We start from the raw sequence: 21,243 nt of genomic DNA on the forward strand, positions 1-21,243 counted from the left end.
TGTGGCGGCGCTCAGAACGAGCCGTTGGCGAAGCGGGCGATAGGGTCGTCGCCGGACTGCGTGGGGGCGGGCTGGCCGCCCCCCGCCGTCGAGGCGCGCATGATCTGCACGGGCTGGGCTGATTGAGCCGGCGGGATCGGCGTCGAGCCTGCCTGGGCGGCTTGCCGCTGGGCAGCGTTGACGGCTGCTGGTGGCGGCTCGAAGGCATCGGCAGCGGCGTCGATAGCGTCGCGCGGAGCGTCTCCCGAGGCTGCGGGTGTGATTGCACCAGCATCGCGCGCTTGGGTTTGCGCCGCGCTGATGGCTTGCGGGGGCGGTTCAAAAGCGTCGGCCGATGGCGCCGCAGATGCGCTATTCGCATACGCCGTTGGCTGTGTAGTCGTTAAGCGGTTCTGGGCATCGGCGGCCACGGGCGCGGGAACAGCGGCTGGCGCAACCGCAGCCACGACCGGCGCACGCGGTGCAGGCGGTGCTGCGGGCGGCGCGGGCGTTGAGGCATCGAAAGTCGGCGCATCGAACGGCGTTGGCGCACGTTTCGCCGGTGCGAGCCGTCGTATGCCGTCGAAATGCTTCGACCAGTAAGGATTGGTCAGATAGTCGAGCCGCACGGTGCCCCCCGTCGAGGGCGCGTTCACGAAGCGCAGCTTGCCCACGTAAATGCCCACATGCGAGTGGGGCCGTCCCGTGGTGTTGAAGAAAACGAGATCGCCCGCCGCGATCTGGTCGGGTTCGATCGATTCGCCGCGCTGGCTCATGTCGAGGGTCGTGCGCGGCAGATCCTCCGACGCCGCGCGCGCGAACACGTATTTCACGAGACCGCTGCAGTCGAAGCCGCTATCGGGCGTATTGCCGCCCCAACGATAGGGAATGCCGACGAGACCCATCGCCTGGATCGAGATTTCCTCGCGTCCGACGCTGTGATCGACAAAATTGGGGAAGCCGGGTGGCTTGGTGCGCCATGCATACCCAGCGCTGGCGCTGCTGCCGCGCGATACCTTCTGCGGGGCGCTCGAACACGCCGCCAGAAAGACCACGATCAGTAACGCAAGCCAGAGTCGCCGCATGAAAAGCAGGAGGCGAACGCTAGGGCGTGCGCCATTGGGGAAAACCGGTAATTCGCCGATGGTAGCCCGTCAGAGCGGGCTTCGGCAAGAATTCTTCACAACTTACTTGAACTTCGCGTGCCGACCGTTGCTGTCACGGCACGTCGGCAAGGCGTTTGCCCATGAAAAAAGGACCGTATCCGGTTGCCCGGAAACGGTCCTTCGGAGAATGTCCGACGCTGGGAAAAGCGCCGGATTCAGTTCAATACGTCGTCTTACAGAATGTCGGACGCGTAATCGGCCAGACGCGAGCGCTCGCCGCGCGCCAGCGTCACGTGGCCGCTATGCGCCCAGCCCTTGAAGCGGTCCACCACGTAAGTGAGACCCGAACTGCCTTCGGTCAGGTACGGCGTATCGATCTGCGCGATGTTGCCCAGACAGACGATCTTGGTGCCCGGACCCGCGCGCGTGACGAGCGTTTTCATCTGCTTCGGCGTCAGGTTCTGCGCCTCGTCGATGATGAGGTACTTGTCCACGAAGGTGCGCCCGCGCATGAAGTTCATGCTCTTGACCTTCAGGCGCGAGCGGATCAGTTCCTGGGTCGCGGCGCGGCCCCATTCGCCGGCGGCATCGTCCGTTTTCTGGAGCACTTCGAGGTTGTCGTCGAAGGCGCCCATCCACGGCTGCATCTTTTCCTCTTCCGTACCCGGCAGGAAGCCGATGTCCTCGCCGACCGGCACCGTCGCGCGCGTCACGATGATCTCGTTGTAGCGCTTGTCGTCGAGCACCTGTGCGAGACCCGCCGCGAGCGCGACGAGCGTCTTGCCCGTGCCGGCCTGGCCGAGCAGTGTGACGAAGTCGATCTCGGGATTCATCAGCAGGTTCAGCGCGAAATTCTGTTCGCGGTTGCGCGCCGTGATGCCCCACACGTTGTTCTTGTGGTGGCCGTAGTCGCGCAGCGTCTGCAGCAACGCCGTCTTGCCGTTGAGTTCGCGCACGATGGCGTGGAACGCCGGCTCGCCGTTCTGCGGCTCCAGATAGACGAACTCGTTCACGAGCATCGACAGGCATTCCGGACCGGTCACGCGGTAGTACGTGGTGCCGGTCTTGGTGTCCTGCCAGGACTCCATGCCCTTCGCGTGCCTGGCCCAGAAGTCCTGCGACAGCGCACGGATGCCCGAGTACAGCAGGTCCTTGTCTTCGAGAACCTGGTCGTTGAAGTAGTCTTCGGCGGGCAGCCCGAGCGCGTGGGCCTTGATCCGCATGTTGATGTCTTTCGACACCAGCACGACGAGGTGGTCGGGCCGGTCGCGCTGCAGCGCGCGCACCACGCCGAGAATCTGGTTATCGGCCTTGCCCTCGGGCAGACCGTCGACCGGATCGATATGCGTGAGCGTGGTCTGGAAGTACAGACGGCCGAGCGCTTCGCGGCTACCGAGACGGGCGAGCGAAATGCCTTCCGAGATCGGGCCGGCGTTTGCGACCAGTTGATCGAGCGTGCGGCTGACCTGACGCGCATTGCGCGCGACTTCCGACATGCCCTTCTTGTGGTTGTCGAGTTCTTCCAACGTCATCATCGGCAGATAGACGTCGTGTTCCTCGAAACGGAACAGGCAGGTCGGGTCGTGCATCAGCACGTTGGTGTCGAGCACGAAGAGCTTTTGCACTTCGACGCTGTCTTCCGGATGCACGCGTTTTTTCGTGCTGCCGCGCGTGGCCGGTGCGGCAGCGCCGCCTGCGGCTTTCGCGGACGCGGGTTTGTTGCCGCTGCGGGCGACCGGTGCGACCGGGGAAGCCGGCGCCTGGTCGGCGGCGGGCGCTTCGGGCTGCGCTTCGGCGTGGGCCTGAACGGGCGGCAAGGGCTGCAGAAGCGCCGCGGTCTGTTGCTTGCGTTTTCGCGCGGGTGCGGGCGCCACGGGTTCGAGCGCGGCGAGTTCGGCGCTGGCGGACGGCAACGGCACCGTGCGCAGCGTGGTCGCCGCGTTGGCGGCGGGCGTCATGGGTTCGGCGACGCTTTCCGCGCCAAAATCGACATCGGCGGCGTCGTTTTCGCTCGCCGCTTTACGCGTGCTGCGCGTCGTGCGCGCGCGCGTCTTGTATTCCTCGGGCGGCAGCAGGTTGCCGAGCTTGCTGGGGGGAGTAGGCAAAGGCATGGTGTCCCTCGAAAAATTCGGGTCGAGTGGTCCGGGGTTACCCAGTAAGGTGCGCTTTCGGGCGGCGTGGGCGGGCTGCCGGGTAGGCGTGCGCCGTGGCCGCGCAGGGTGCGCGCTCAGGTCTGAAAATGCCGGTTCGCCTGGTCTTCGATCGGCTCCTTGACGTAGACGCGTGCCGGTTTGCCGGGCCGGCGCAGCGTTGTGGGTACGAAATCCGAAAAAACCAACAAAAAAGCCGCCGCCCCGACTGACGAGGCAAGCGGCTTCACTGCTCTGATGGCGCGTTGCCCGAATGCGCTGGAGCGGTCATCCAGTGACCGTTCGACACACCGCGCGGACGTAGCAAAACGCGACAAAATATAGGGTGGACAGGCACTCATTGCAGCCCAATATAACGCGCCTCAAAGCGCTTGTACAGCCTCCAGAACCTCGTCGACATGGCCCGGCACCTTGAGTCCGCGCCACTCCTGGCGCAGTACTCCGTCGGCATCGATGAGGAACGTGGAGCGTTCGATTCCACGTACTTCTTTGCCATACATTTTCTTCATTTTGATGACGTTGAAGAGCGAGCAGAGCGCTTCATCGCCATCCGATACCAAAGTAAACGGCAGTTCGAGCTTGGTCTTGAAGTTTTCATGCGAGCGCACGCTGTCGCGCGAGACGCCCACGATGGTCGCGCCGGCTTTCTTGAACTTCGGATAGAGGTCGCGGAACTCCATGCCTTCGCGCGTGCATCCGGGGGTGTTGTCCTTCGGATAGAAGTACAGCACCACTTTCTTGCCTTTCAGGCTCGACAGCGTGAAGTCGCCGCCAGTGGCGGGGGCGGTAAAGTCGGGAACGGGTTGGTCGACTGCGATGGTCACGTCAGGCACGTGGCACTCCCTTTGTTATTGGCTGGCAGGCTTGGCGAACGTTGACAGGCGGGGCGCAGTCTACAGCATGCTGCGCTGGGGAGGCGTCCCCGCGGGCGTCGCCGCAACGACATGCCGCCCGGCGCAGGCAAACGCAGACGGGCGGCGGTTTTCGATCGGGCTTGGGTTGGGCTCGGGTCGGGTCGAACTGGCTCGGGTCTTCAGTCGGGCTGGAGGATCAGCTCGCCGGAGCGGCCCGCGATCTCGCCCCAGGTGACAGGGTACGATGGCAGCGATTCCGGGTCCAGCGTCGCATGATAATCGCCCATCGTGGCAAACGTATGGCCCTGCGCGCGCCAGCCGGCGAGCAACTGCTCGAACACCGGCGCGAGCTTCTGGCCTTCGAGTTCCGCGTGCAGCGTGAAGACCTGATCGTGCGGATTGTTTTCGGTGCGCTTGAGCATCCAGGCGGCCACCGTATCGATGTCCACGCCATCCACGCCCAGCACTTCGTCGAGCGTGGGCAGCGTGGTGGGCATCTGCACGTGCTTCAGGGTGCGGCCGTTCACGACCGGGCGATAGGGCGAATGCCCGCGCCCGTCCGAGGCGTACTGCATGCCCCACGCGTCGATCTGCGCGAAGGCGGCCTCGTTCATCTGCCAGCCGGCCGCGCCGTGCGTGACGGGCGGCGTGCCGAAGATGCGCGTGAAGCGGTCGTGGCTCTTTTGCATCTGGCGCGCGGTCCACTGCGCGTCGCGCGTACGCACGTTGTCCTGCCAGTACACGTGGTCCCACGTATGGATGCCGCACTCGAAACCGGCTTCGTGGATCGCGCGCATTTCAGCGGCGGCTTCCACGCCGATATCCGGTCCCGGCAGCAGCACGCCGTACATCAGTTGCCGGATGCCGTAGTGCTCGACCACCGATGTGCGCGAGACCTTCTTCAGAAAACCCGGACGGAACACGCGGCGCAGCGCCCAGCCCGTATGGTCCGGGCCAAGGCTGAACAGGAACGTCGCGCGTGCCTTGTAGCGATCGAAGATGCGCGCGAGATTCGGCACGCCTTCACGCGTGCCGCGCAGCGTGTCGACGTCGATTTTCAGGACGATGCGGGCCAAGAGGCGAAGTCCTTCGCGTTACGCTTGCTGCTCGACGAGGGCGCGTGCCTCGGCGACATGGCCGCGGTACGCCTCGAAGATCTTGCGCAGCGCTTCGTCGAAGGTCGACTTCGGTGCCCAGTCGAGTTCCTGCATCGTGTTGTCGATCTTCGGCACGCGGTTTTGCACGTCCTGATAGCCCGCGCCGTAGTATGCCCCCGACGAGGTTTCGACCAGTTGCACCTGCTTGGCCGTTTCCGCGTATTCCGGAAACTCGGCGGCGAGCGCCAGCATCTTGTGCGCGAGTTCGCGCACCGAGAAGTTGTTGGTCGGGTTGCCGATGTTGAAGATCTTGCCCGAGGCGACACCGTCCTTGTTGTCGATGATCTTCATCAGCGCTTCGATGCCGTCGTCGATGTCGGTGAACGCACGCTTTTGCGCGCCGCCGTCCACGAGGCTGATGTTCTCGCCGCGAACGATGTGGCCGAGGAACTGCGTCACGACGCGCGACGAGCCTTCCTTCGGCGTGTAGATCGAATCGAGGCCCGGGCCGATCCAGTTGAACGGACGGAACAGCGTGAAATTCAGGCCTTCCATGCCGTAACCCCAGATCACGCGGTCCATCAGCTGCTTCGAGCACGCGTAGATCCAGCGCGGCTTGTTGATCGGGCCGTAGGTGAGGGCGGACGCGTCCGGGTCGAACTGCTCGTCCGAGCACATGCCGTAGACCTCGGAGGTCGACGGGAAGACCAGGTGCTTGCCGTACTTGACCGCCGAACGCACGATCGGCAGGTTCGCCTCGAAGTCGAGTTCGAACACGCGCAGCGGCTGCTGCACGTAAGTCGCGGGCGTGGCGATGGCGACCAGCGGAAGGATCACGTCGCACTTCTTGACGTGATATTCGACCCATTCCTTGTTGATCGTGATGTCGCCTTCGAAGAAGTGCATACGCTCATGCTTGACCAGATCGCCGAGGCGGTCCGTCTGCATGTCCATGCCGAACACTTCCCAGTTCGTGGTCTCGAGGATGCGTTTGGACAGGTGATGGCCGATAAAGCCATTGACACCCAGGATCAGAACTTTTTTCATGGACGAGGGACAGATGAGATGAGGTCGGAGAACGCGGCGGGAGTGACGACGGTCTCTTGACCGCCTTGTGTCAGGCTCGGCGCATGCCGCAGTTCGTGGATCGCGATGGCGCGGCCGTCGCCGCAGAGGGCGAAAAGCGCATTATCGCTTACGTGGATGCCCGCGGGCAATCCGGCCAGGGCGCGCGCCCGTTCGGCGTCGGGTGTGCCGGGGCGCACCAGACGCGCGCGGGCGATCACGAAGCGATGCTCGCCGATGTCGGTGAACGCGCCCGGATAGGGCGGCGCCACCGCGCGGATCAGGTTGTAGACGTCCTGCGCGCTATGCGAGAAGTCGAGGCGACCGTCTTCGGGCTTGCGCCCGCCGTAGTAGCTGCCGTGCGCGAGATCGTTCGGCAGATGCGGCGCTTCGCCTGCGATCAGCGCGGGCAGCACGCGCCAGAGCGTTTGCTCGGCGGCGACCGTCACCTTGTCGAAGACCATCGCGGCGGTGTCGTCGGGCAGGATCGGCACCGGCGTCTGCGCGATGATCGCGCCCGCGTCGGGCTTGGCGGCCATTTCGTGCAGCGTCGCGCCGGTTTCCGTTTCGCCCTTGATGACGGCCCAGTTGGTGGGCACGCGGCCGCGATACTTCGGCAGCAGCGAGCCGTGCATGTTGTAGGCGCCGCGCGCGGCCAGCGCGAGCAGGTCCACCGGCAGCATATGGCGGTAGTAGAACGAGAAGATGAAGTCGGGCTGCGCGGCGCTGACTGCCGCGCGCAGCTCGGCGCTCTTCGGATCGGCGGGCGTGATGACCTCGATGCCGTGTTCTTCGGCGACCGATTTCACGCTGCCGAACCAGATGTTCTCGCTCGGGCTGTCCTCGTGCGTGACGACGAGCGCCACGTCCACGCCGCGTGCGAGCAGCACCTGCAGGCAGCGCACGCCGACGTTGTGATACGCGAAGACGACTGCGCGCGGTTTCATGATTGTGCTCCGGACTGGCTGCTGCCTTGGTCATTCTGGCCGATCGGATTGCCGATGTTGAGCGACGCCTGCACGCCCTGCACGATGTCCTGACGCGGGACATCGACGACGGGGCGGCCGTTGCGCTCTTCGAGAATCGTCTGGACCAGATAGCGCGGCCGCGCGCGCACCTGTTGATAGATGCGGCCGATGTACTCGCCGAGCAGCCCGAGCGCGAAGATGATCACGCCGAGCATGAAGAACGTAATGGCGAACAGCGTGAACACACCCTGTACTTCGGCGCCCAGAATGAAGCGGCGAATCAGCAGCAGCAGGAACAGGCCGGCCGAACCAAGCGACAGGATCACGCCGATGAACGACAGCCATTGCAGCGGCACGACCGAAAAGCCGGTCACGAGGTCGAAGTTCAGGCGGATGAGGCTATAGAGCGAATACTTCGACTCGCCCGCGAAGCGCTCTTCGTGCGCGACGTCGACTTCGACCGGATTCTGCGCGAACGTGTAGGCCAGCGCCGGAATGAAGGTGTTGATTTCGCCGCAACGGTTGATCGTGTCGATGATGTGGCGGTTGTAGGCGCGCAGCATGCAGCCCTGATCGGTCATCTTGATGCGCGTGATGCGCTCGCGCAGTCGGTTCATGGCCTGCGAGGCCTTGCGACGCCACAGGCTGTCCTGGCGCTGCATGCGGATCGTGCCGACGTAGTCGTAGCCTTCGCGCATCTTCTCGACCAGCTTGCCGATTTCCTCGGGCGGATTCTGCAGGTCGGCGTCGAGCGTGATGACGATCTCGCCGCGCGCCTGCTCGAAGCCCGCGAGGATCGCCATGTGCTGCCCGTAGTTGCCGTTGAGCAGGATCGCGCGCGTGGTGTCGGGGCGCGCGCGGAACTGCTCGGCGAGCATCGCGGCCGAGCGGTCGCGGCTGCCGTCGTTGATGAAGATGACTTCGTACGAGGTGCCGAGCTTGTCGAGCGCCGGGTAGAGGCGCTCGAACAGCGCCTTCAGGCCGGCTTCCTCGTTGTAGACCGGAATGATGACCGAGACTTCCGGCGTTTCCGGGGTCAAGGTGCGTTGTTCCGTTTGACTCATGTGTGCGTCTTTTCCGTTGGGGTAATGCGTGGGGTGATGCTCGGGGTCATGCCTTGAGTGATACGTGCAGCGCGACAGTGTAAGGTCCGCTGGACGGGCGCGATTGACCGAACAGCGCCCGTGCCTTGCAGGTACTTGTTGCGCGTAGTGCCTTCGCGCTTACGTCGTGCTTACTTTGCGTACTGCGTGCAGATCTCGTCGATGGCGCGGCACACGCGTGCCACGTCCGCGACGCTCATCTGCGTGAAGAGCGGCAGCGTGAGCGTGGTTTTGCCGAGCTGTTCCGCGTGCGGGAACATGCCGTCGGTGAAACCGCGTTCGCGGTACAGCGTGAACAGGTGGATCGCCGGGTAGTGCACGCCCGAGCCGATGCCGCGCTGCTTGAGCTGCTCCATGAACTCCGCGCGGGAGATCGTGAGCCTGTCCAGCGGCAGCGTGATCTGGAACATGTGCCAGTTGCTGTTGCTCATGTCCGCCACCGGCAGGCCCACGCCCAGCGTCACGGCGGCGCTGCCTTCGAAGCCCGTGAAATACGCATGCGCGAGCTTGCGGCGTTGCTCCGTGAAGCGCTCGATGTGCTTGAGCTGGCCCAGACCCACGCGTGCGGCCACGTCCGTCAGATTGTACTTGCCGCCGAGCACGTCGCAGTCCATGCCGTCATGGCCGGTGCGGGTGATGCCCTGCAGACGGTACTTGCGGGCCAGTTCGGCTTCGTCCTCGTTATTGAGGACGAGCGCGCCGCCTTCGATCGACGTCAGATTCTTGTTGGCGTGGAAGCTGAACGAGACGATGTCGCCGATCGCGCCGATGCGCTTGCCGTTCCAGCTCGAGCCGAACGCCTGGGCGGCGTCCTCGATCACGCGCAGCTTGTGCTGGCGGGCGATCGTGTAGAGGCGGTCCATGTCCACCGGCAGGCCGGTGAGGAACACGGGGATGATCGCCTTCGTCTTCGGCGTGATGGCGGCTTCGAGCTTGTCGAGGTCGATGTTGCGCGTGACGGGGTCGATGTCGGCGAACACGGGTGTCGCGCCAACCTCGTAGATCACGTTGCTCGTGGATACCCACGAGGCCGGCGTGGTGATGACTTCGTCGCCGGCGCCGACGCCCGCGATGCGCAGGCCGATTTCCAGCGTGGCCGTGCCCGAGTTGAACGTACGGACCGGACGGCCGCCGCAGTATTCGGACAGCGCGGCTTCGAAAGCCTGGTTCTGCGGACCGGTGGTGATCCAGCCCGAGCGCAGCACGTCGACGACGCCAGCGATGGTTTCTTCGTCGATTTCGGGCTTCACGAACGGCAGGAACGATGCGGGTGTCTGGGTCATGAGTGCTTTCTGGTTCAGAACGTCAGGGGTGATTGAATACTGCGCGAAGAGGTGCAAGCGGGTGGTGCAAAGTGTGCCGCGCAGCTTTAGCTGCGCGCGAGCACGACCACGCCGATCAGGATGATGCCGATGCCGACCAGGCGCTGGATGCTCAGCACTTCGCCGAACAGATACCACGCCGCGAATGCGTTGACCACGTAGCCGAGCGAGAGCATCGGATAGGCGATCGAGACGTCCACGCGCGACAGGCCGACGATCCACACGACCACGCTGAACACATAGCAGGTGAGGCCGCCGATGATCGGCAACTGCGTGGCGAGCTTCCAGCCGATGGGCAGGATGTTCGCACGGGTGAATTCGAAGTGTCCAACGCCATTGACACCGGCCTTGAGCAACAGTTGCGCGCAGGCATTCAGGCCGACGCCGGCGAGGATGCAGATCAGGGAAATCGGATTCATCGTGTTGGAGGGTTAATGCAATAACGCTAATTTTGGGGGCAGATTCCTGGCGCCTTGGGGTGCCACCAACGGCGCCACCCACGCCGGCGCCCCGCATTATCGCTCATGTGCGGGGCGCGATCGCCGCACCGCTGGGTAGTGATCCGGCGGTGCGGGGCGTGTGAGGTCAGGGTTGCGGCTTTTCGACGACCACGCGGCGCGTGTCGCGCGCAATGACCTGCATCGGCAAGCCTTGCGCCGCGAGTTCGTCATAGCGTTGCACGGGTATCAGCGCGAGCGCATAGCGCTCGTCCTTCCAGCGCTGCTCCCAGTCGGCGACGGTCGGCACCCATTTTTGCGGCTCCTCGCTGATGCCGAAGGCCAGTTCGTCGGTGACCTGCACCATCGTCATCGAATGGCGCACGTAGAACGGCAAGGTGTGATCGAGCACGCCCACGGAATAGAACGGCGTATCGGCCGGCAGCTTCGCGATGGCCGCCCGCACGGCCGGCGCGAGCGGCGCGCCCGAGCTGAGGGTGCCGAATACGTCGTGACCCGTGCCCGCGACGCTCGCGAGCAGCAGCCAGGCGGTGCCCAGCGCGATAGCCGGCGCCTGCGCGCCCGTTTCCGGCGTACGTTTGGCGCGCGCGAGGCGCAGGCCCACCATGGTCGCGACGAAGGCGAGTGCGGCGGCGGCGAACACCCAGACCTGGAACTCGCGATAAAGCGCATTGGGGTTGCGCGCATCGCCCAGGCGCGTGAGCACGAAGGAGCCTGCCATCAGCGCGACGGCCAGCAGCGCGTAGCCGATCAGGTGACGCGTCCACTGTCTGCGCGTCATGAGCGGCAGATACAGGCCGATCACGAGCGCGAGCGGCGGGGCGATCGGCAGCACGTACGAAATCAGCTTCGAATGCGACGCGCTGAAGAACAGGAAGATGAAGGCGCTCCACACCAGCATCAGCGTGACGGGCGCGAACCCGTTGGGCTGGCGCGGCGTGCGCAGCGCGTGCCGCACGCTCTGGATGCTGACCGACAGCCACGGCAGAAAGCCCACCAGCATGACCGGCACGAAGTAGTAGAACGGGCCGGGACGGTTCTGCGCAGGCGTGAGGTAACGCTGGAACTGCTGGACGATGAAGAAGAAGTTGAAGAACTCGGGATTGCGCTGCTGCACGAGGATGAACCACGGCGACACGATCGCGAAAAACACGATCAGGCCGCTCACGAGGTAGAGCCGCTTCCAGAGCGCCCAGTCGCGCGCGACCAGGGTGTAGAGCACCAGCACGGCGCCCGGCAGGATCAGGCCGACCAGACCCTTGGAGAGCACGGCGAGCGCCATCGCGCCCCAGCAGACCCACATCCACAGGCGCGCGTCGCGCGTGGGCAGGTTCGGGCGCTGCGCCAGCAGCAGCGCGCAGAGCGTGAGTTCCATCCAGAACGACAGGCCCATGTCGAGCGTGTTGAAGTGGCCCATCAGGTTCCAGTACGGCGCGCAGGCGAGCACCAGCGCGGCGAAGAAACCCGTGGCGGCGTTGAACACGCGCGCCCCCGTAAAGCCGACCAGCAGCACGCCCGCAAAGCCCGTGAGGGCGGTGTAAAGGCGCGCCTGCCACTCGCCGATCCCGAACCACGCGAAGGTGAGCGCGTTCATCCAGGTTTGCAGCGGCGGCTTCTCGAAATATTTGTAGCCGTTATAGCGCGGCGTGATCCAGTCGCCGGACGCGAGCATCTCGCGCGCCATTTCGGCGTAGCGGCCTTCGTCGCTGGGCAGCAGATGGCGCCAGCCGAGCGGAAGGAACCAGATTACGGCGAGCGCCACGATCAGCAGCAGGATCGCGCCACGGCTGAGCGGCAGCCTCGAAGGCGTATCGTTCATGGATTGCAGCCTGTTCTTGTCAACGTTGCGGGCTTGCGGGCGGTGCCGCGCCCCGGGATGTTCCTGCCCTGGGCGCACGCGACGCCCGCGCGGCGCGCAAGTGTACTACGGCACGCCAGGCCAACCTGAAGGCGAGCTTAAGCGCTGGCCAGGGCCGAAGCGCGGATCAGGCTTTCACGCGCTTTCCATGCGCGGCGAGCGCCGCCGGATCAGGTTCTAATTACGCTTCGATCAACAGCGCGGCCGCCACGCGCCGGCCTTCGGCCATCAGGATGTTGTAAGTGCGGCAGGCCGCCTTGAAGTCCATCGCCTCGACGCCGATGCGCTTCGCGGCCAGCGCGGCCGTCAGGCGCGGGTGCGGAAAACGCAGGCGCGCGCCGCTGCCGAACACCACCACTTCGGGTTTGAGCGGCAGCAGCATGTCGAACAGTTCGGGGGTAAGAGCGTCGAACGCGTTGACCGGCCAGGGGATGACCGGTTCTTCGGGCAGCACGAGAATGCTGCCGTTGTGGCGTTCGAGGTTGATTTCGACGTAGTCGGCGCCGTAACCGGTGACGGTATTGAGAGCGGCGCTGGAGTCCTGGTGTAGTTTCAAAACTTCAATTCCGGAAAGTCGCAGGCAGGGCGGTCGCGGTCGGCGGCGGCGCGAATGACGCCGCGCGTGGTGCGTCGGCTTTGCGCCCCATTTCCGTCGCGCCCGCGGCTGGCGGGCCGGCACGGCTTCTTGCGCATTGCGGAAGTCGGCCAAAATCCGCTAAATTATAGCTTTTTGGTGGCCGCGCCGACGCAGGTACTCATCTGGTGCATGCGCCGAGTGTCCCCCCGAGCGGCAGCTCCTGCAGCGTCCGCCTCACGCCATCCGCCCGGATCAACCCTTTCCCGGGCGAACGCAGTCACAAGCTGCAGGCCGGCTTCATCCGCGTTCGGGCATTTGTCGTCCCCGCCGCCCGCGCGCCGCAACCCGCAGCGCCGGCGCCACTCATCCATCCGATCAACCCCGTTTCAGCCCGTACCAGGCTTTTAATCCGACCGCCCGCCGTGAAACCGATCCTCAAATCCAACAAGTTGCAGAACGTCTGCTACGACATCCGCGGGCCGGTGCTCGAGCACGCCAAGCGCCTCGAAGAAGAAGGCCATCGCATCATCAAGCTGAACATCGGCAATCTCGCCCCGTTCGGCTTTGACGCACCCGACGAAGTCATCCAGGACATGATCCTGAACCTGCCGGGCTCCTCGGGCTATTCGGACTCGAAGGGCGTGTTCGCCGCGCGCAAGGCGATCATGCATTACGCGCAGCAAAAGGGCGTCAAAGGCGTCGAACTCGACGACATCTACATCGGCAACGGCGCGTCCGAGCTGATCGTGATGGCGATGCAGGCGCTCCTGAACGACGGCGACGAAGTGCTGCTGCCCGCGCCCGACTATCCGCTCTGGACGGCGGCGGTGAGCCTCTCGGGCGGCACGCCCATCCACTACGTCTGCGACGAATCGAACGCGTGGATGCCCGACCTCGACGACATCCGCGCGAAGATCACGCCGAACACGCGCGCGCTCGTGGTCATCAACCCGAACAACCCGACCGGCGCGCTGTACTCGGACGAACTGCTGCTCGGCCTGATCGACATCGCCCGCGAACACGGCCTGATCGTCTTCGCCGACGAGGTCTACGACAAGATCGTCTACGACGGCAAGACCCACACGGCGCTCGGCTCGCTTTCGGAAGACGTCATCACCGTGACGTTCAACAGCCTGTCGAAGAGCTACCGCGCGTGCGGCTACCGCGCGGGCTGGATGTTCCTCTCGGGCATGACCGGCGAAAACCGCCGCCGCTCGAAGGATTACACCGAAGGCCTCGGCATTCTGGCGTCGATGCGCCTGTGCGCGAACGTGCCCGGCCAGTACGCCATCCAGACGGCGCTGGGCGGCTACCAGAGCATCAACGAACTGATCCAGCCGGGCGGGCGCCTGTATCGCCAGCGCGAACTGGCGTACAACCTGCTCACGGCGATTCCGGGCGTGACCTGCGTGAAGCCGGAAGCGGCGCTCTACATGTTCCCGCGCCTCGACCCGAAGCTCTATCCGATCCAGGACGACCAGCAGTTCATCCTGGATCTGCTGCTGCAGGAGCGCGTGCTGCTCGTGCAGGGCACGGGCTTCAACTGGAAGCAGCCGGATCACTTCCGCGTGGTGTTCCTGCCGAACGTCGACGACCTGACCGATTCGATCAACCGGATCGCGCGCTTCCTCGACGGCTATCGCCAGCGCCACGGTACGTAAGGCCCGGGTGCGCGTACTGCAACTCGCGCACCCCAACCCGCGTACCCAGACGAACTTCTTTCCACACTCTTAGACGAACACACGCTGCATGGATCCGATCAAAGTAGGTCTCTTGGGCTTCGGCACGGTAGGCAGCGGCACCTTCACGGTACTGCGCCGCAACCAGGAAGAAATCAAACGTCGCGCGGGCCGCGGCATCGAGATCGCGCGCATCGCCGTGCGCAATCCGGCCAAGGCCACGGCGGCGCTCGGCACCGAGGCCGGCAGCGTCGATCTGACGACCGACTTCAACGCCGTGGTCGACGATCCGTCGATTTCGATCATTGCTGAAATGATCGGCGGCACGACGCTCGCGAAGGACCTCGTGCTGCGCGCGATCGGCAACGGCAAGCACGTCGTCACCGCGAACAAGGCGCTGCTGGCGGTCCACGGCACGGAGATCTTCCAGGCGGCGCGCGCCAAGGGCGTGATGGTCGCATTCGAGGCGGCGGTCGCGGGCGGCATTCCCATCATCAAGGCGCTGCGCGAAGGCCTCACGGCCAACCGCATCCAGTACATCGCCGGCATCATCAACGGCACGACCAACTACATCCTGTCGGAAATGCGCGAGCGCGGCCTCGACTTCGCGACCGCATTGAAGGGCGCGCAGGAACTGGGCTACGCCGAAGCCGACCCGACCTTCGACATCGAAGGCGTGGACGCCGCGCACAAGGCCACGATCATGAGCGCCATTGCCTTCGGCGTGCCGGTGCAATTCGACAAGGCTTATGTGGAAGGCATCAGCAAGCTCGACGCCATCGACATCAGGTACGCGGAAGAACTGGGCTACCGCATCAAGCTGCTGGGCATCGCGCGGCGCACGGAAAAGGGCATCGAGCTGCGCACGCACCCGACGCTGATCCCGGCCAAACGCCTGCTCGCCAACGTGGAAGGCGCGATGAACGCGGTCGTGGTGCACGGCGACGCCGTGGGCACGACGCTCTACTACGGCAAGGGCGCGGGCGCGGAGCCGACGGCCTCGGCCGTGGTCGCCGACCTCGTGGACGTGACGCGCCTGCACACGGCCGATCCGGAACATCGCGTGCCGCATCTGGCGTTCCAGCCGGACAGCCTGTCGAACACGCCGATCCTGCCGATCGACGAAGTCACGAGCGGCTACTACCTGCGCCTGCGCGTGGCCGATCAGACCGGCGTGATGGCCGACATCACGCGCATCCTCGCGGACAGCGGCATCTCGATCGACGCGCTGCTGCAGAAGGAGTCGGAAGAAGTGGACGCGCAGGGGAAGGCGGAGACCGACATCATCCTGATCACGCACCGCACGGTCGAAAAGAACGTGAACGCGGCCATCGCGCAGATCGAGCAACTGGCGACGGTGAAGTCGTCGGTGACGAAGCTGCGCATGGAAGGACTGAACTAAGGCATAGGCAAGGCACAACGCAATGAATTACGTATCCACGCGCGGCGCCGGCGCCGGCGAGCACCATTCGTTTTCGGACATTCTGCTGGGCGGCCTCGCGCGCGACGGCGGCCTCTATCTGCCCGCCGAATACCCGCAGATCGGCCAGGAAGAGCTTGCGCGCTGGCGCGGGCTGTCGTACGCGGATCTCGCGTTCGAAATCCTCTCGAAGTTCGCCGGCGACATTCCCGCCGATGACCTGCGCGACATCACGCGCCGCACCTACACCGCCGCGACGTACTGCAACGTGCGTCACGGCGAGGACGCCAGCAAGATCACGCCGCTGACCACGCTCGGCGAGGAAAACGGCGCGAAGCTCTCGCTGCTCGAACTCTCCAACGGCCCGACGCTCGCGTTCAAGGACATGGCGATGCAGTTGCTCGGCAACCTGTTCGAGTACGCGCTCGCGAAGGCCGGCCAGCAGTTGAACATCCTGGGCGCGACTTCGGGCGACACGGGCAGCGCCGCCGAATACGCGATGCGCGGCAAGCAGGGCGTGCGCGTGTTCATGCTCTCGCCGCACAAGAAGATGAGCGCGTTCCAGACGGCGCAGATGTTCAGCCTGCAAGACCCGAACATCTTCAACCTGGCCGTGGAGGGCGTGTTCGACGACTGCCAGGACATCGTCAAGGCTGTCTCGAACGATCACGCGTACAAGGCGCAGCAGAAGATCGGCACGGTCAACTCGATCAACTGGGCGCGCGTCGTGGCCCAGGTCGTGTACTACTTCGCGGGCTACTTCGCGGCGACGAAGAGCAACGACGAACGTGTCTCGTTCACGGTCCCCTCGGGCAACTTCGGCAATGTGTGCGCGGGCCATATCGCGCGCATGATGGGCCTGCCGATCGAAAAGCTCGTGGTGGCCACCAACGAGAACGACGTGCTCGACGAGTTCTTCCGCACCGGCATCTACCGCGTGCGCGCCTCGGCGGAGACGTATCACACGACCAGCCCGAGCATGGACATCTCGAAGGCGTCGAACTTCGAGCGCTTTGTCTATGACCTGCTGGGCCGCGATCCGGCGCGCGTGACGCAGTTGTTCCGCGACGTGGAGGAAAAGGGCGGCTTCGATCTGGCGGCGAGCGGCGACTTTGTGCGCGTGCAGCAATTCGGCTTCGTCTCGGGCCGCAGCAGCCACGACGACCGTATCGCCACGATCCGCAACGTCTACACGCGCTACAAGACGATGATCGACACCCATACCGCCGACGGCGTGAAGGTGGCGCGCGAGCATCTGCAGCCGGGCGTGCCGATGATCGTGCTGGAAACGGCGCAGCCGGTGAAGTTCGGCGAGACGATTCGCGAGGCGTTGGAGCGCGAGCCGGAGCGGCCCGCTGCGTTCGAAGGCCTGGAGGCGCTGCCGCAGCGCTTCGAAGTGGTGCCGGCCGACGCCCAGCGAGTGAAGGACTACATTGCCGGCCATACGGGCCTGTAAGCAGGCGCCATTTTCCCTCACCCCGGCCCTCTCCCCCAGGAGAGGGTGACCTTGCTCCCCTCTCCCGAGGGAGAGGGGCCGGGGGAGAGGCTGCGATGCCGCGTCCCCGCCGCTACAATAACGACAGACCATCACTGTCGATGGCGCGCGCTTGAGTGCCTGATGCACGCCTGCTGCCGCGCGCCTGGCCACCATCCCCACTCATGTCCACGCCCAATATTCCTTCTGCCGCACCGGCTCCGCGCGTGCCGATGATTTCGACCGCCGACGCGCTGGCGACCCTGCTGGCCGCGGCCACGCCGCTCGCCCGGACTGAAACGCTATCGACCTTCGACGCGCTCAACCGCGTGCTGGCGGCCGAAGTGGTTTCGCCGCTCGACGTGCCGCCCATGAACACGAGCGCGATGGACGGCTACGCCGTACGCGTGGCCGATCTCGCGGGCGGCGGGCGCCGTCTGCCGGTCTCGCAGCGCATTGCGGCCGGTCACGCGCCGCAGCCGCTCGCCGCCGGGACGGCCGCGCGCATTTTCACGGGCGCGTCGGTGCCCCCGGGCGCCGATGCCGTGGTCATGCAGGAACAGACCGAAAGCGCCGACGGCGAAGTGACGATTCTGCACAACCCGAAAGCGGGCGAGTGGATCACGGCGCAGGGCGCGGACATCAAGAAGGATTCGGTGATCCTGCCGGCCGGCACGCGTCTGTCGCCCGCGGCGCTGGGGCTGGCGGCCTCGGTCGGCTGTGCGGCGCTCACGGTCACGCGCCGCGTGAAAGTGGCGGTGTTTTTCACCGGCGACGAACTGACGATGCCGGGCGAGCCGCTCAAGCCGGGTGCGATCTACAACTCGAACCGCTTCACCCTGACGGGGCTGCTGCGCAACCTCGGCTGCGAGGTGACGGACTACGGCATCGTGCCCGACCGGCTCGACGTCACGCGCGAGACGCTGCGTGCCGCAGCCGCCACGCATGACCTGATCCTGACTTCGGGCGGTGTCTCGGTGGGCGAGGAAGATCACGTCAAACCCGCCGTGGAAGCCGAAGGCCGTATCGACATGTGGCAGATCGCGATGAAGCCGGGCAAGCCGCTCGCTTTTGGCGCCGTGCGCCGGCCACAAGGTAGCGACCTGGACGGCGAGGCGTTTTTCATCGGCCTGCCGGGCAACCCGGTGTCGAGTTTCGTGACTTTCCTGCTGTTCGTACGGCCGTTCCTGCTGCGGCTGGCGGGCGTGGCGCAGGTCAGCCCGCGCGCGCTCTCGCTGCGCGCCGACTTCAGCCAGAACAAGGCCGACCGCCGCAACGAATTCCTGCGGGCGCGCGTGAATCCGGCGGGCGGTCTCGACCTGTTCTCGAACCAAAGTTCGGCGGTGCTGACTTCGACCGTCTGGGGCGACGGCATCATCGACAATCCGCCCAATCACGCGATCAGCGCGGGAGAGACCGTGCGTTTCATCCCGTTCACCGAATTGCTGTACTAAAGCCTCCCCAGGTCTCGATCCATGAAGATTCAACTGAAGTTTTTTGCGAGCGTGCGCGAAGCGCTGGGCGTCGCCGATGAAACCGCCGTGCTGCCCGACGGCATCGCCACGGTGGGCGACGTGCGCGGCTGGCTGCGCGCGCGCGGCGGCGTCTGGGCCGAAACGCTGGCCGAAGGCCGCGCGCTGCGCATGGCCTGCAACCATGTCATGACCGAACCCACCACGCGCATCACCGACGGCTGCGAAGTGGCGTTCTTCCCGCCGGTGACGGGCGGCTGAGCCGGCACAAGGAGGAATTCGACCATGCCTGTACGCGTGCAGACCGAAGATTTCGACTTGAGCACCGAAGTCGCGCAGTTACGTGCGCACAATCCATCGATCGGCGCGGTGGCGTGCTTTGTCGGTACCGTGCGCGATCTCAACGACGGCAGCAGCGTCGCGGGCATGGAACTCGAGCACTATCCGGGTATGACCGAGAAAGCGCTCGAAGCGATCGTGACGCAGGCGCAGCAACGCTGGCCGGGCATCGAGGTGCTGATCGTGCATCGGGTGGGCAAGCTCGCGCCGCTCGACCAGATCGTGCTGGTGGCGACCACCTCGAAGCATCGCGGCGATGCGTTTGCATCGTGCGAGTTCGTGATGGACTACCTCAAGACCGAAGCGCCGTTCTGGAAGAAGGAAGCGACCGAACACGGCGCGCGCTGGGTCGATGCGCGCACGAGCGACGATGCGGCGCTGGCTCGCTGGGGTGTGAAATCGGGCAATGCGGCTGATGAGGCTTGAGCGTCGTCTGTTCTTTGGGGTTGATAGTTCAGGTATTGCGGAATTATCGACCCTCCCGCTGTTTTTGGGTTGATAGTTCCGATATTTAAGGTTTAATCGGCGTTCAGGAGCGTTTGGACACATAATTCTGATATATTCGGAATTATGCTGCCAGGCGCGGCGCGTTCCGTCATTATTCCTGGAATATTAGAACTATGGCCCGCGTTCTCCCGCAACCCGTCAAACTCGCCCCCAGTGCGCCCACGCTGGCGGCGTTGGGTCTGCTCGTGCGCAACCGGCGCGCGCAGAGTGCGCTGCGCATCGATGATGCCGCCGATCAGCTCGGCGTCTCGAAAGACGTGCTTTCTCGGCTGGAGAACGGCCGACCGATTGGTCTCGACAAGCTTTTTCTGATTCTCGACGGGTTTGGCCTCAGCCTGCTGGTGCTGCCGCGCGGCGACGCCTCGGATGTGCTGGACCAGATGGCCGCGCAGAAAGTAGACGAACCGGCAGACGACTCCGCAGCGGAGCGCCGCTGATGCGCCATTTCCTGCATGTCAGCACGCATGGCGAAGCGGTCGGCTCGCTCGGCTTCGAGCCGCGCGAGGACCGCTACGACTTCAGCTATGCCGACGACTGGCGAGCCCGGCGCGATGCCTTCCCGCTTTCACCGCATATCGGCCTTAACGGCGAAGGGCCGCCGACCGGCACACTCCAGCGTTTCATCGGCAACCTGCTGCCCGAGGGGCGCGCGCTCGACGTGGCGTCCATCGTGTATCAGATCTCGAAGGACAACATCTACGGGCTGATCCGTATGCTTGGCCAGGAGCCGGTTGGCGCGCTGAGCTTTCTTGCTGCGGGTGAGGAGGCACGGCTGACGAACGACCCGCCCGCACCGGGCGGCGATGCCCGTCGCGTCGTTGGCGAGGAAGAACTGACCGAACGCATTCGCGACCGCGACACGGTTCCGTTTCCAGTCTGGGACAAACGCGTGCGGCTCTCGGTAGCGGGCTATCAGGACAAGCTACAGGTATTGGTGGAGGGTCGCCAGTTGTCGCTCGTCGAGGGCGGTGCGCTCAGTTCGACGCACATCCTCAAGCCCGAGTCGCGCAACCCGGGCACGCCGTACATGGTCGCCAACGAGCACTTCTGCATGACACTCGCGGCGCGGATGGGGCTGCCCGCCGCGCCGGTGACGCTGCGCCGCATTCCCGAGCCGATCCTGCTGATCGAGCGCTTCGATCGCCGTGTCACGCGTGCAGAGGACGACGCAGACCGCGTGGACGCCGTGCGGCGACTGCATGTGATCGACGGATGCCAGGCGCTCGATCTGCCCGTGTCGTTCAAGTACGAGCGCAACTTCGGCAATACCAAGGACGTGCGCGCGATTCGGGAAGGGGTGAGCTTCGCGAAGCTCTTCGCGCTGGCACCGGCTTTCGTCACGCCGGCCGTGGCGCGCACGTTCCTGACGCGCTGGGCGATTTTCCAGTTGTTGATCGGCAATAGCGACGCGCACGGCAAGAATCTGTCGTTTTTCATGGAACGTGGCGGGCTTGCGCCGGCGCCGCTCTACGATCTGGTCAGCGTGAACGCCTACGGCGAGATGGTGGAGCAGGAGATGGCGATGGGCTATGGCGACGCCTTCCGCCTCGAAGAGATCACGCCGTTCGAACTGGCGAGCTTTGCGCAGCGCACCGGCGTGCAGCCGCGTTACCTGGCACGCGAACTGGTTCGACTGGCGCTGGCTGCGCGCGCGCTCGCGCCCGAACTTGCGCGTAGCGACCTCTATGTGGGCGACGAGCGCGCGTTGCTGGAGAGCGTCACGCGCTTTATCGACACCCAGGCTGCCCGGCTACTGAAGATGGCGCCCGAAGTGCCCAAGGTCGATCGCAAGCGGTTGTGAGCGCTCAGCCGGGC

Annotated in this window: 20 protein-coding genes; 8 read left to right on the plus strand and 12 right to left on the minus strand. The window is 65.1% G+C overall.

The genetic code is table 11. The features are described from left to right. Nucleotides 1-11: 11 nt before the first annotated feature. The 12 genes from B0G62_RS19815 to B0G62_RS19865 all read right to left on the minus strand — a co-directional run bounded on the left by B0G62_RS19815 (nucleotide 12) and on the right by B0G62_RS19865 (nucleotide 12,516). The gene (locus B0G62_RS19815; protein ID WP_103705915.1) at nucleotides 12-1,064 is read right to left on the minus strand and encodes a C40 family peptidase; all 1,053 of its coding nucleotides are present in this window, start codon (nucleotides 1,062-1,064) and stop codon (nucleotides 12-14) included. A 254-nt stretch (nucleotides 1,065-1,318) separates the two neighbouring features. Then, nucleotides 1,319-3,196 (minus strand): PhoH family protein, encoded by a 1,878-nt coding sequence (locus tag B0G62_RS19820; protein WP_103705916.1) that lies wholly within the window; start codon nucleotides 3,194-3,196, stop codon nucleotides 1,319-1,321. Between the two features lie 116 nt (nucleotides 3,197-3,312). Further along, nucleotides 3,313-3,465, minus strand: coding sequence for a hypothetical protein (locus B0G62_RS31740; RefSeq protein ID WP_167401313.1), 153 nt, complete (start codon nucleotides 3,463-3,465; stop codon nucleotides 3,313-3,315). 132 nt (nucleotides 3,466-3,597) lie between these two features. Further along, nucleotides 3,598-4,059 carry a peroxiredoxin gene (locus B0G62_RS19825; RefSeq protein WP_103705974.1) on the minus strand — a complete coding sequence of 154 codons (462 nt, stop codon included), beginning with the start codon at nucleotides 4,057-4,059 and terminating at the stop codon, nucleotides 3,598-3,600. A 209-nt stretch (nucleotides 4,060-4,268) separates the two neighbouring features. Beyond that, entirely contained in the window at nucleotides 4,269-5,165 is an 897-nt protein-coding gene (locus tag B0G62_RS19830) for a polysaccharide deacetylase family protein (RefSeq protein WP_103705917.1), read from the minus strand. Nucleotides 5,166-5,183: 18 nt separating this feature from the next. Beyond that, entirely contained in the window at nucleotides 5,184-6,233 is a 1,050-nt protein-coding gene (locus B0G62_RS19835) for a bifunctional UDP-4-keto-pentose/UDP-xylose synthase (RefSeq protein ID WP_103705918.1), read from the minus strand. After that, nucleotides 6,230-7,198: a formyltransferase gene (locus B0G62_RS19840; RefSeq protein WP_103705919.1), complete on the minus strand. Its 969-nt coding sequence runs from the start codon at nucleotides 7,196-7,198 to the stop codon at nucleotides 6,230-6,232. Before B0G62_RS19840 ends, B0G62_RS19835 begins: the two co-directional genes overlap by 4 nt. Next, nucleotides 7,195-8,283 carry a glycosyltransferase gene (locus tag B0G62_RS19845; RefSeq protein WP_103705920.1) on the minus strand — a complete coding sequence of 363 codons (1,089 nt, stop codon included), beginning with the start codon at nucleotides 8,281-8,283 and terminating at the stop codon, nucleotides 7,195-7,197. The genes B0G62_RS19840 and B0G62_RS19845 overlap by 4 nt, the downstream gene beginning before the upstream one ends. Before the next feature lie 170 nt (nucleotides 8,284-8,453). Then, complete coding sequence (locus B0G62_RS19850) at nucleotides 8,454-9,605, minus strand: DegT/DnrJ/EryC1/StrS family aminotransferase (protein ID WP_103705921.1); 1,152 nt, start codon at nucleotides 9,603-9,605, stop codon at nucleotides 8,454-8,456. 86 nt (nucleotides 9,606-9,691) lie between these two features. Beyond that, nucleotides 9,692-10,063 carry an SMR family transporter gene (locus tag B0G62_RS19855; protein ID WP_027818352.1) on the minus strand — a complete coding sequence of 124 codons (372 nt, stop codon included), beginning with the start codon at nucleotides 10,061-10,063 and terminating at the stop codon, nucleotides 9,692-9,694. Between the two features lie 166 nt (nucleotides 10,064-10,229). Further along, nucleotides 10,230-11,921, minus strand: a complete 1,692-nt coding sequence (locus B0G62_RS19860) for a glycosyltransferase family 39 protein (RefSeq protein ID WP_103705922.1) — start codon at nucleotides 11,919-11,921, stop codon at nucleotides 10,230-10,232. A gap of 220 nt (nucleotides 11,922-12,141) precedes the next feature. Next, nucleotides 12,142-12,516: an Mth938-like domain-containing protein gene (locus B0G62_RS19865; protein WP_103705923.1), complete on the minus strand. Its 375-nt coding sequence runs from the start codon at nucleotides 12,514-12,516 to the stop codon at nucleotides 12,142-12,144. Between the two features lie 395 nt (nucleotides 12,517-12,911). Here B0G62_RS19865 and B0G62_RS19870 point away from each other — a divergent pair, with 395 nt between their 5' ends. From B0G62_RS19870 to B0G62_RS19905, 8 genes are all read left to right on the plus strand, one after another. Beyond that, the gene (locus tag B0G62_RS19870; RefSeq protein WP_407671218.1) at nucleotides 12,912-14,198 is read left to right on the plus strand and encodes a pyridoxal phosphate-dependent aminotransferase; all 1,287 of its coding nucleotides are present in this window, start codon (nucleotides 12,912-12,914) and stop codon (nucleotides 14,196-14,198) included. 88 nt (nucleotides 14,199-14,286) lie between these two features. After that, nucleotides 14,287-15,618, plus strand: a complete 1,332-nt coding sequence (locus B0G62_RS19875) for a homoserine dehydrogenase (RefSeq protein WP_103705924.1) — start codon at nucleotides 14,287-14,289, stop codon at nucleotides 15,616-15,618. Between the two features lie 22 nt (nucleotides 15,619-15,640). After that, entirely contained in the window at nucleotides 15,641-17,092 is a 1,452-nt protein-coding gene (gene thrC, locus B0G62_RS19880) for a threonine synthase (RefSeq protein ID WP_103705925.1), read from the plus strand. Nucleotides 17,093-17,343: 251 nt separating this feature from the next. Beyond that, on the plus strand, nucleotides 17,344-18,564 hold the full coding sequence (locus B0G62_RS19885) for a molybdopterin molybdotransferase MoeA (RefSeq protein ID WP_103705926.1): 1,221 nt from the start codon (nucleotides 17,344-17,346) through the stop codon (nucleotides 18,562-18,564). A 21-nt stretch (nucleotides 18,565-18,585) separates the two neighbouring features. Next, nucleotides 18,586-18,843: a molybdopterin converting factor subunit 1 gene (gene moaD / locus B0G62_RS19890; protein ID WP_103705927.1), complete on the plus strand. Its 258-nt coding sequence runs from the start codon at nucleotides 18,586-18,588 to the stop codon at nucleotides 18,841-18,843. A 24-nt stretch (nucleotides 18,844-18,867) separates the two neighbouring features. Next, nucleotides 18,868-19,347 carry a molybdenum cofactor biosynthesis protein MoaE gene (locus B0G62_RS19895; RefSeq protein WP_103705928.1) on the plus strand — a complete coding sequence of 160 codons (480 nt, stop codon included), beginning with the start codon at nucleotides 18,868-18,870 and terminating at the stop codon, nucleotides 19,345-19,347. Nucleotides 19,348-19,541: 194 nt separating this feature from the next. After that, nucleotides 19,542-19,865 carry a helix-turn-helix domain-containing protein gene (locus B0G62_RS19900; protein ID WP_181315612.1) on the plus strand — a complete coding sequence of 108 codons (324 nt, stop codon included), beginning with the start codon at nucleotides 19,542-19,544 and terminating at the stop codon, nucleotides 19,863-19,865. Further along, on the plus strand, nucleotides 19,865-21,229 hold the full coding sequence (locus tag B0G62_RS19905; RefSeq protein WP_103705929.1) for a HipA domain-containing protein: 1,365 nt from the start codon (nucleotides 19,865-19,867) through the stop codon (nucleotides 21,227-21,229). The genes B0G62_RS19900 and B0G62_RS19905 overlap by 1 nt, the downstream gene beginning before the upstream one ends. Nucleotides 21,230-21,243: the final 14 nt, after the last annotated feature.

The organism is Paraburkholderia eburnea, from assembly GCF_002917095.1.
In the GTDB taxonomy this organism is placed as follows: domain Bacteria; phylum Pseudomonadota; class Gammaproteobacteria; order Burkholderiales; family Burkholderiaceae; genus Paraburkholderia; species Paraburkholderia eburnea.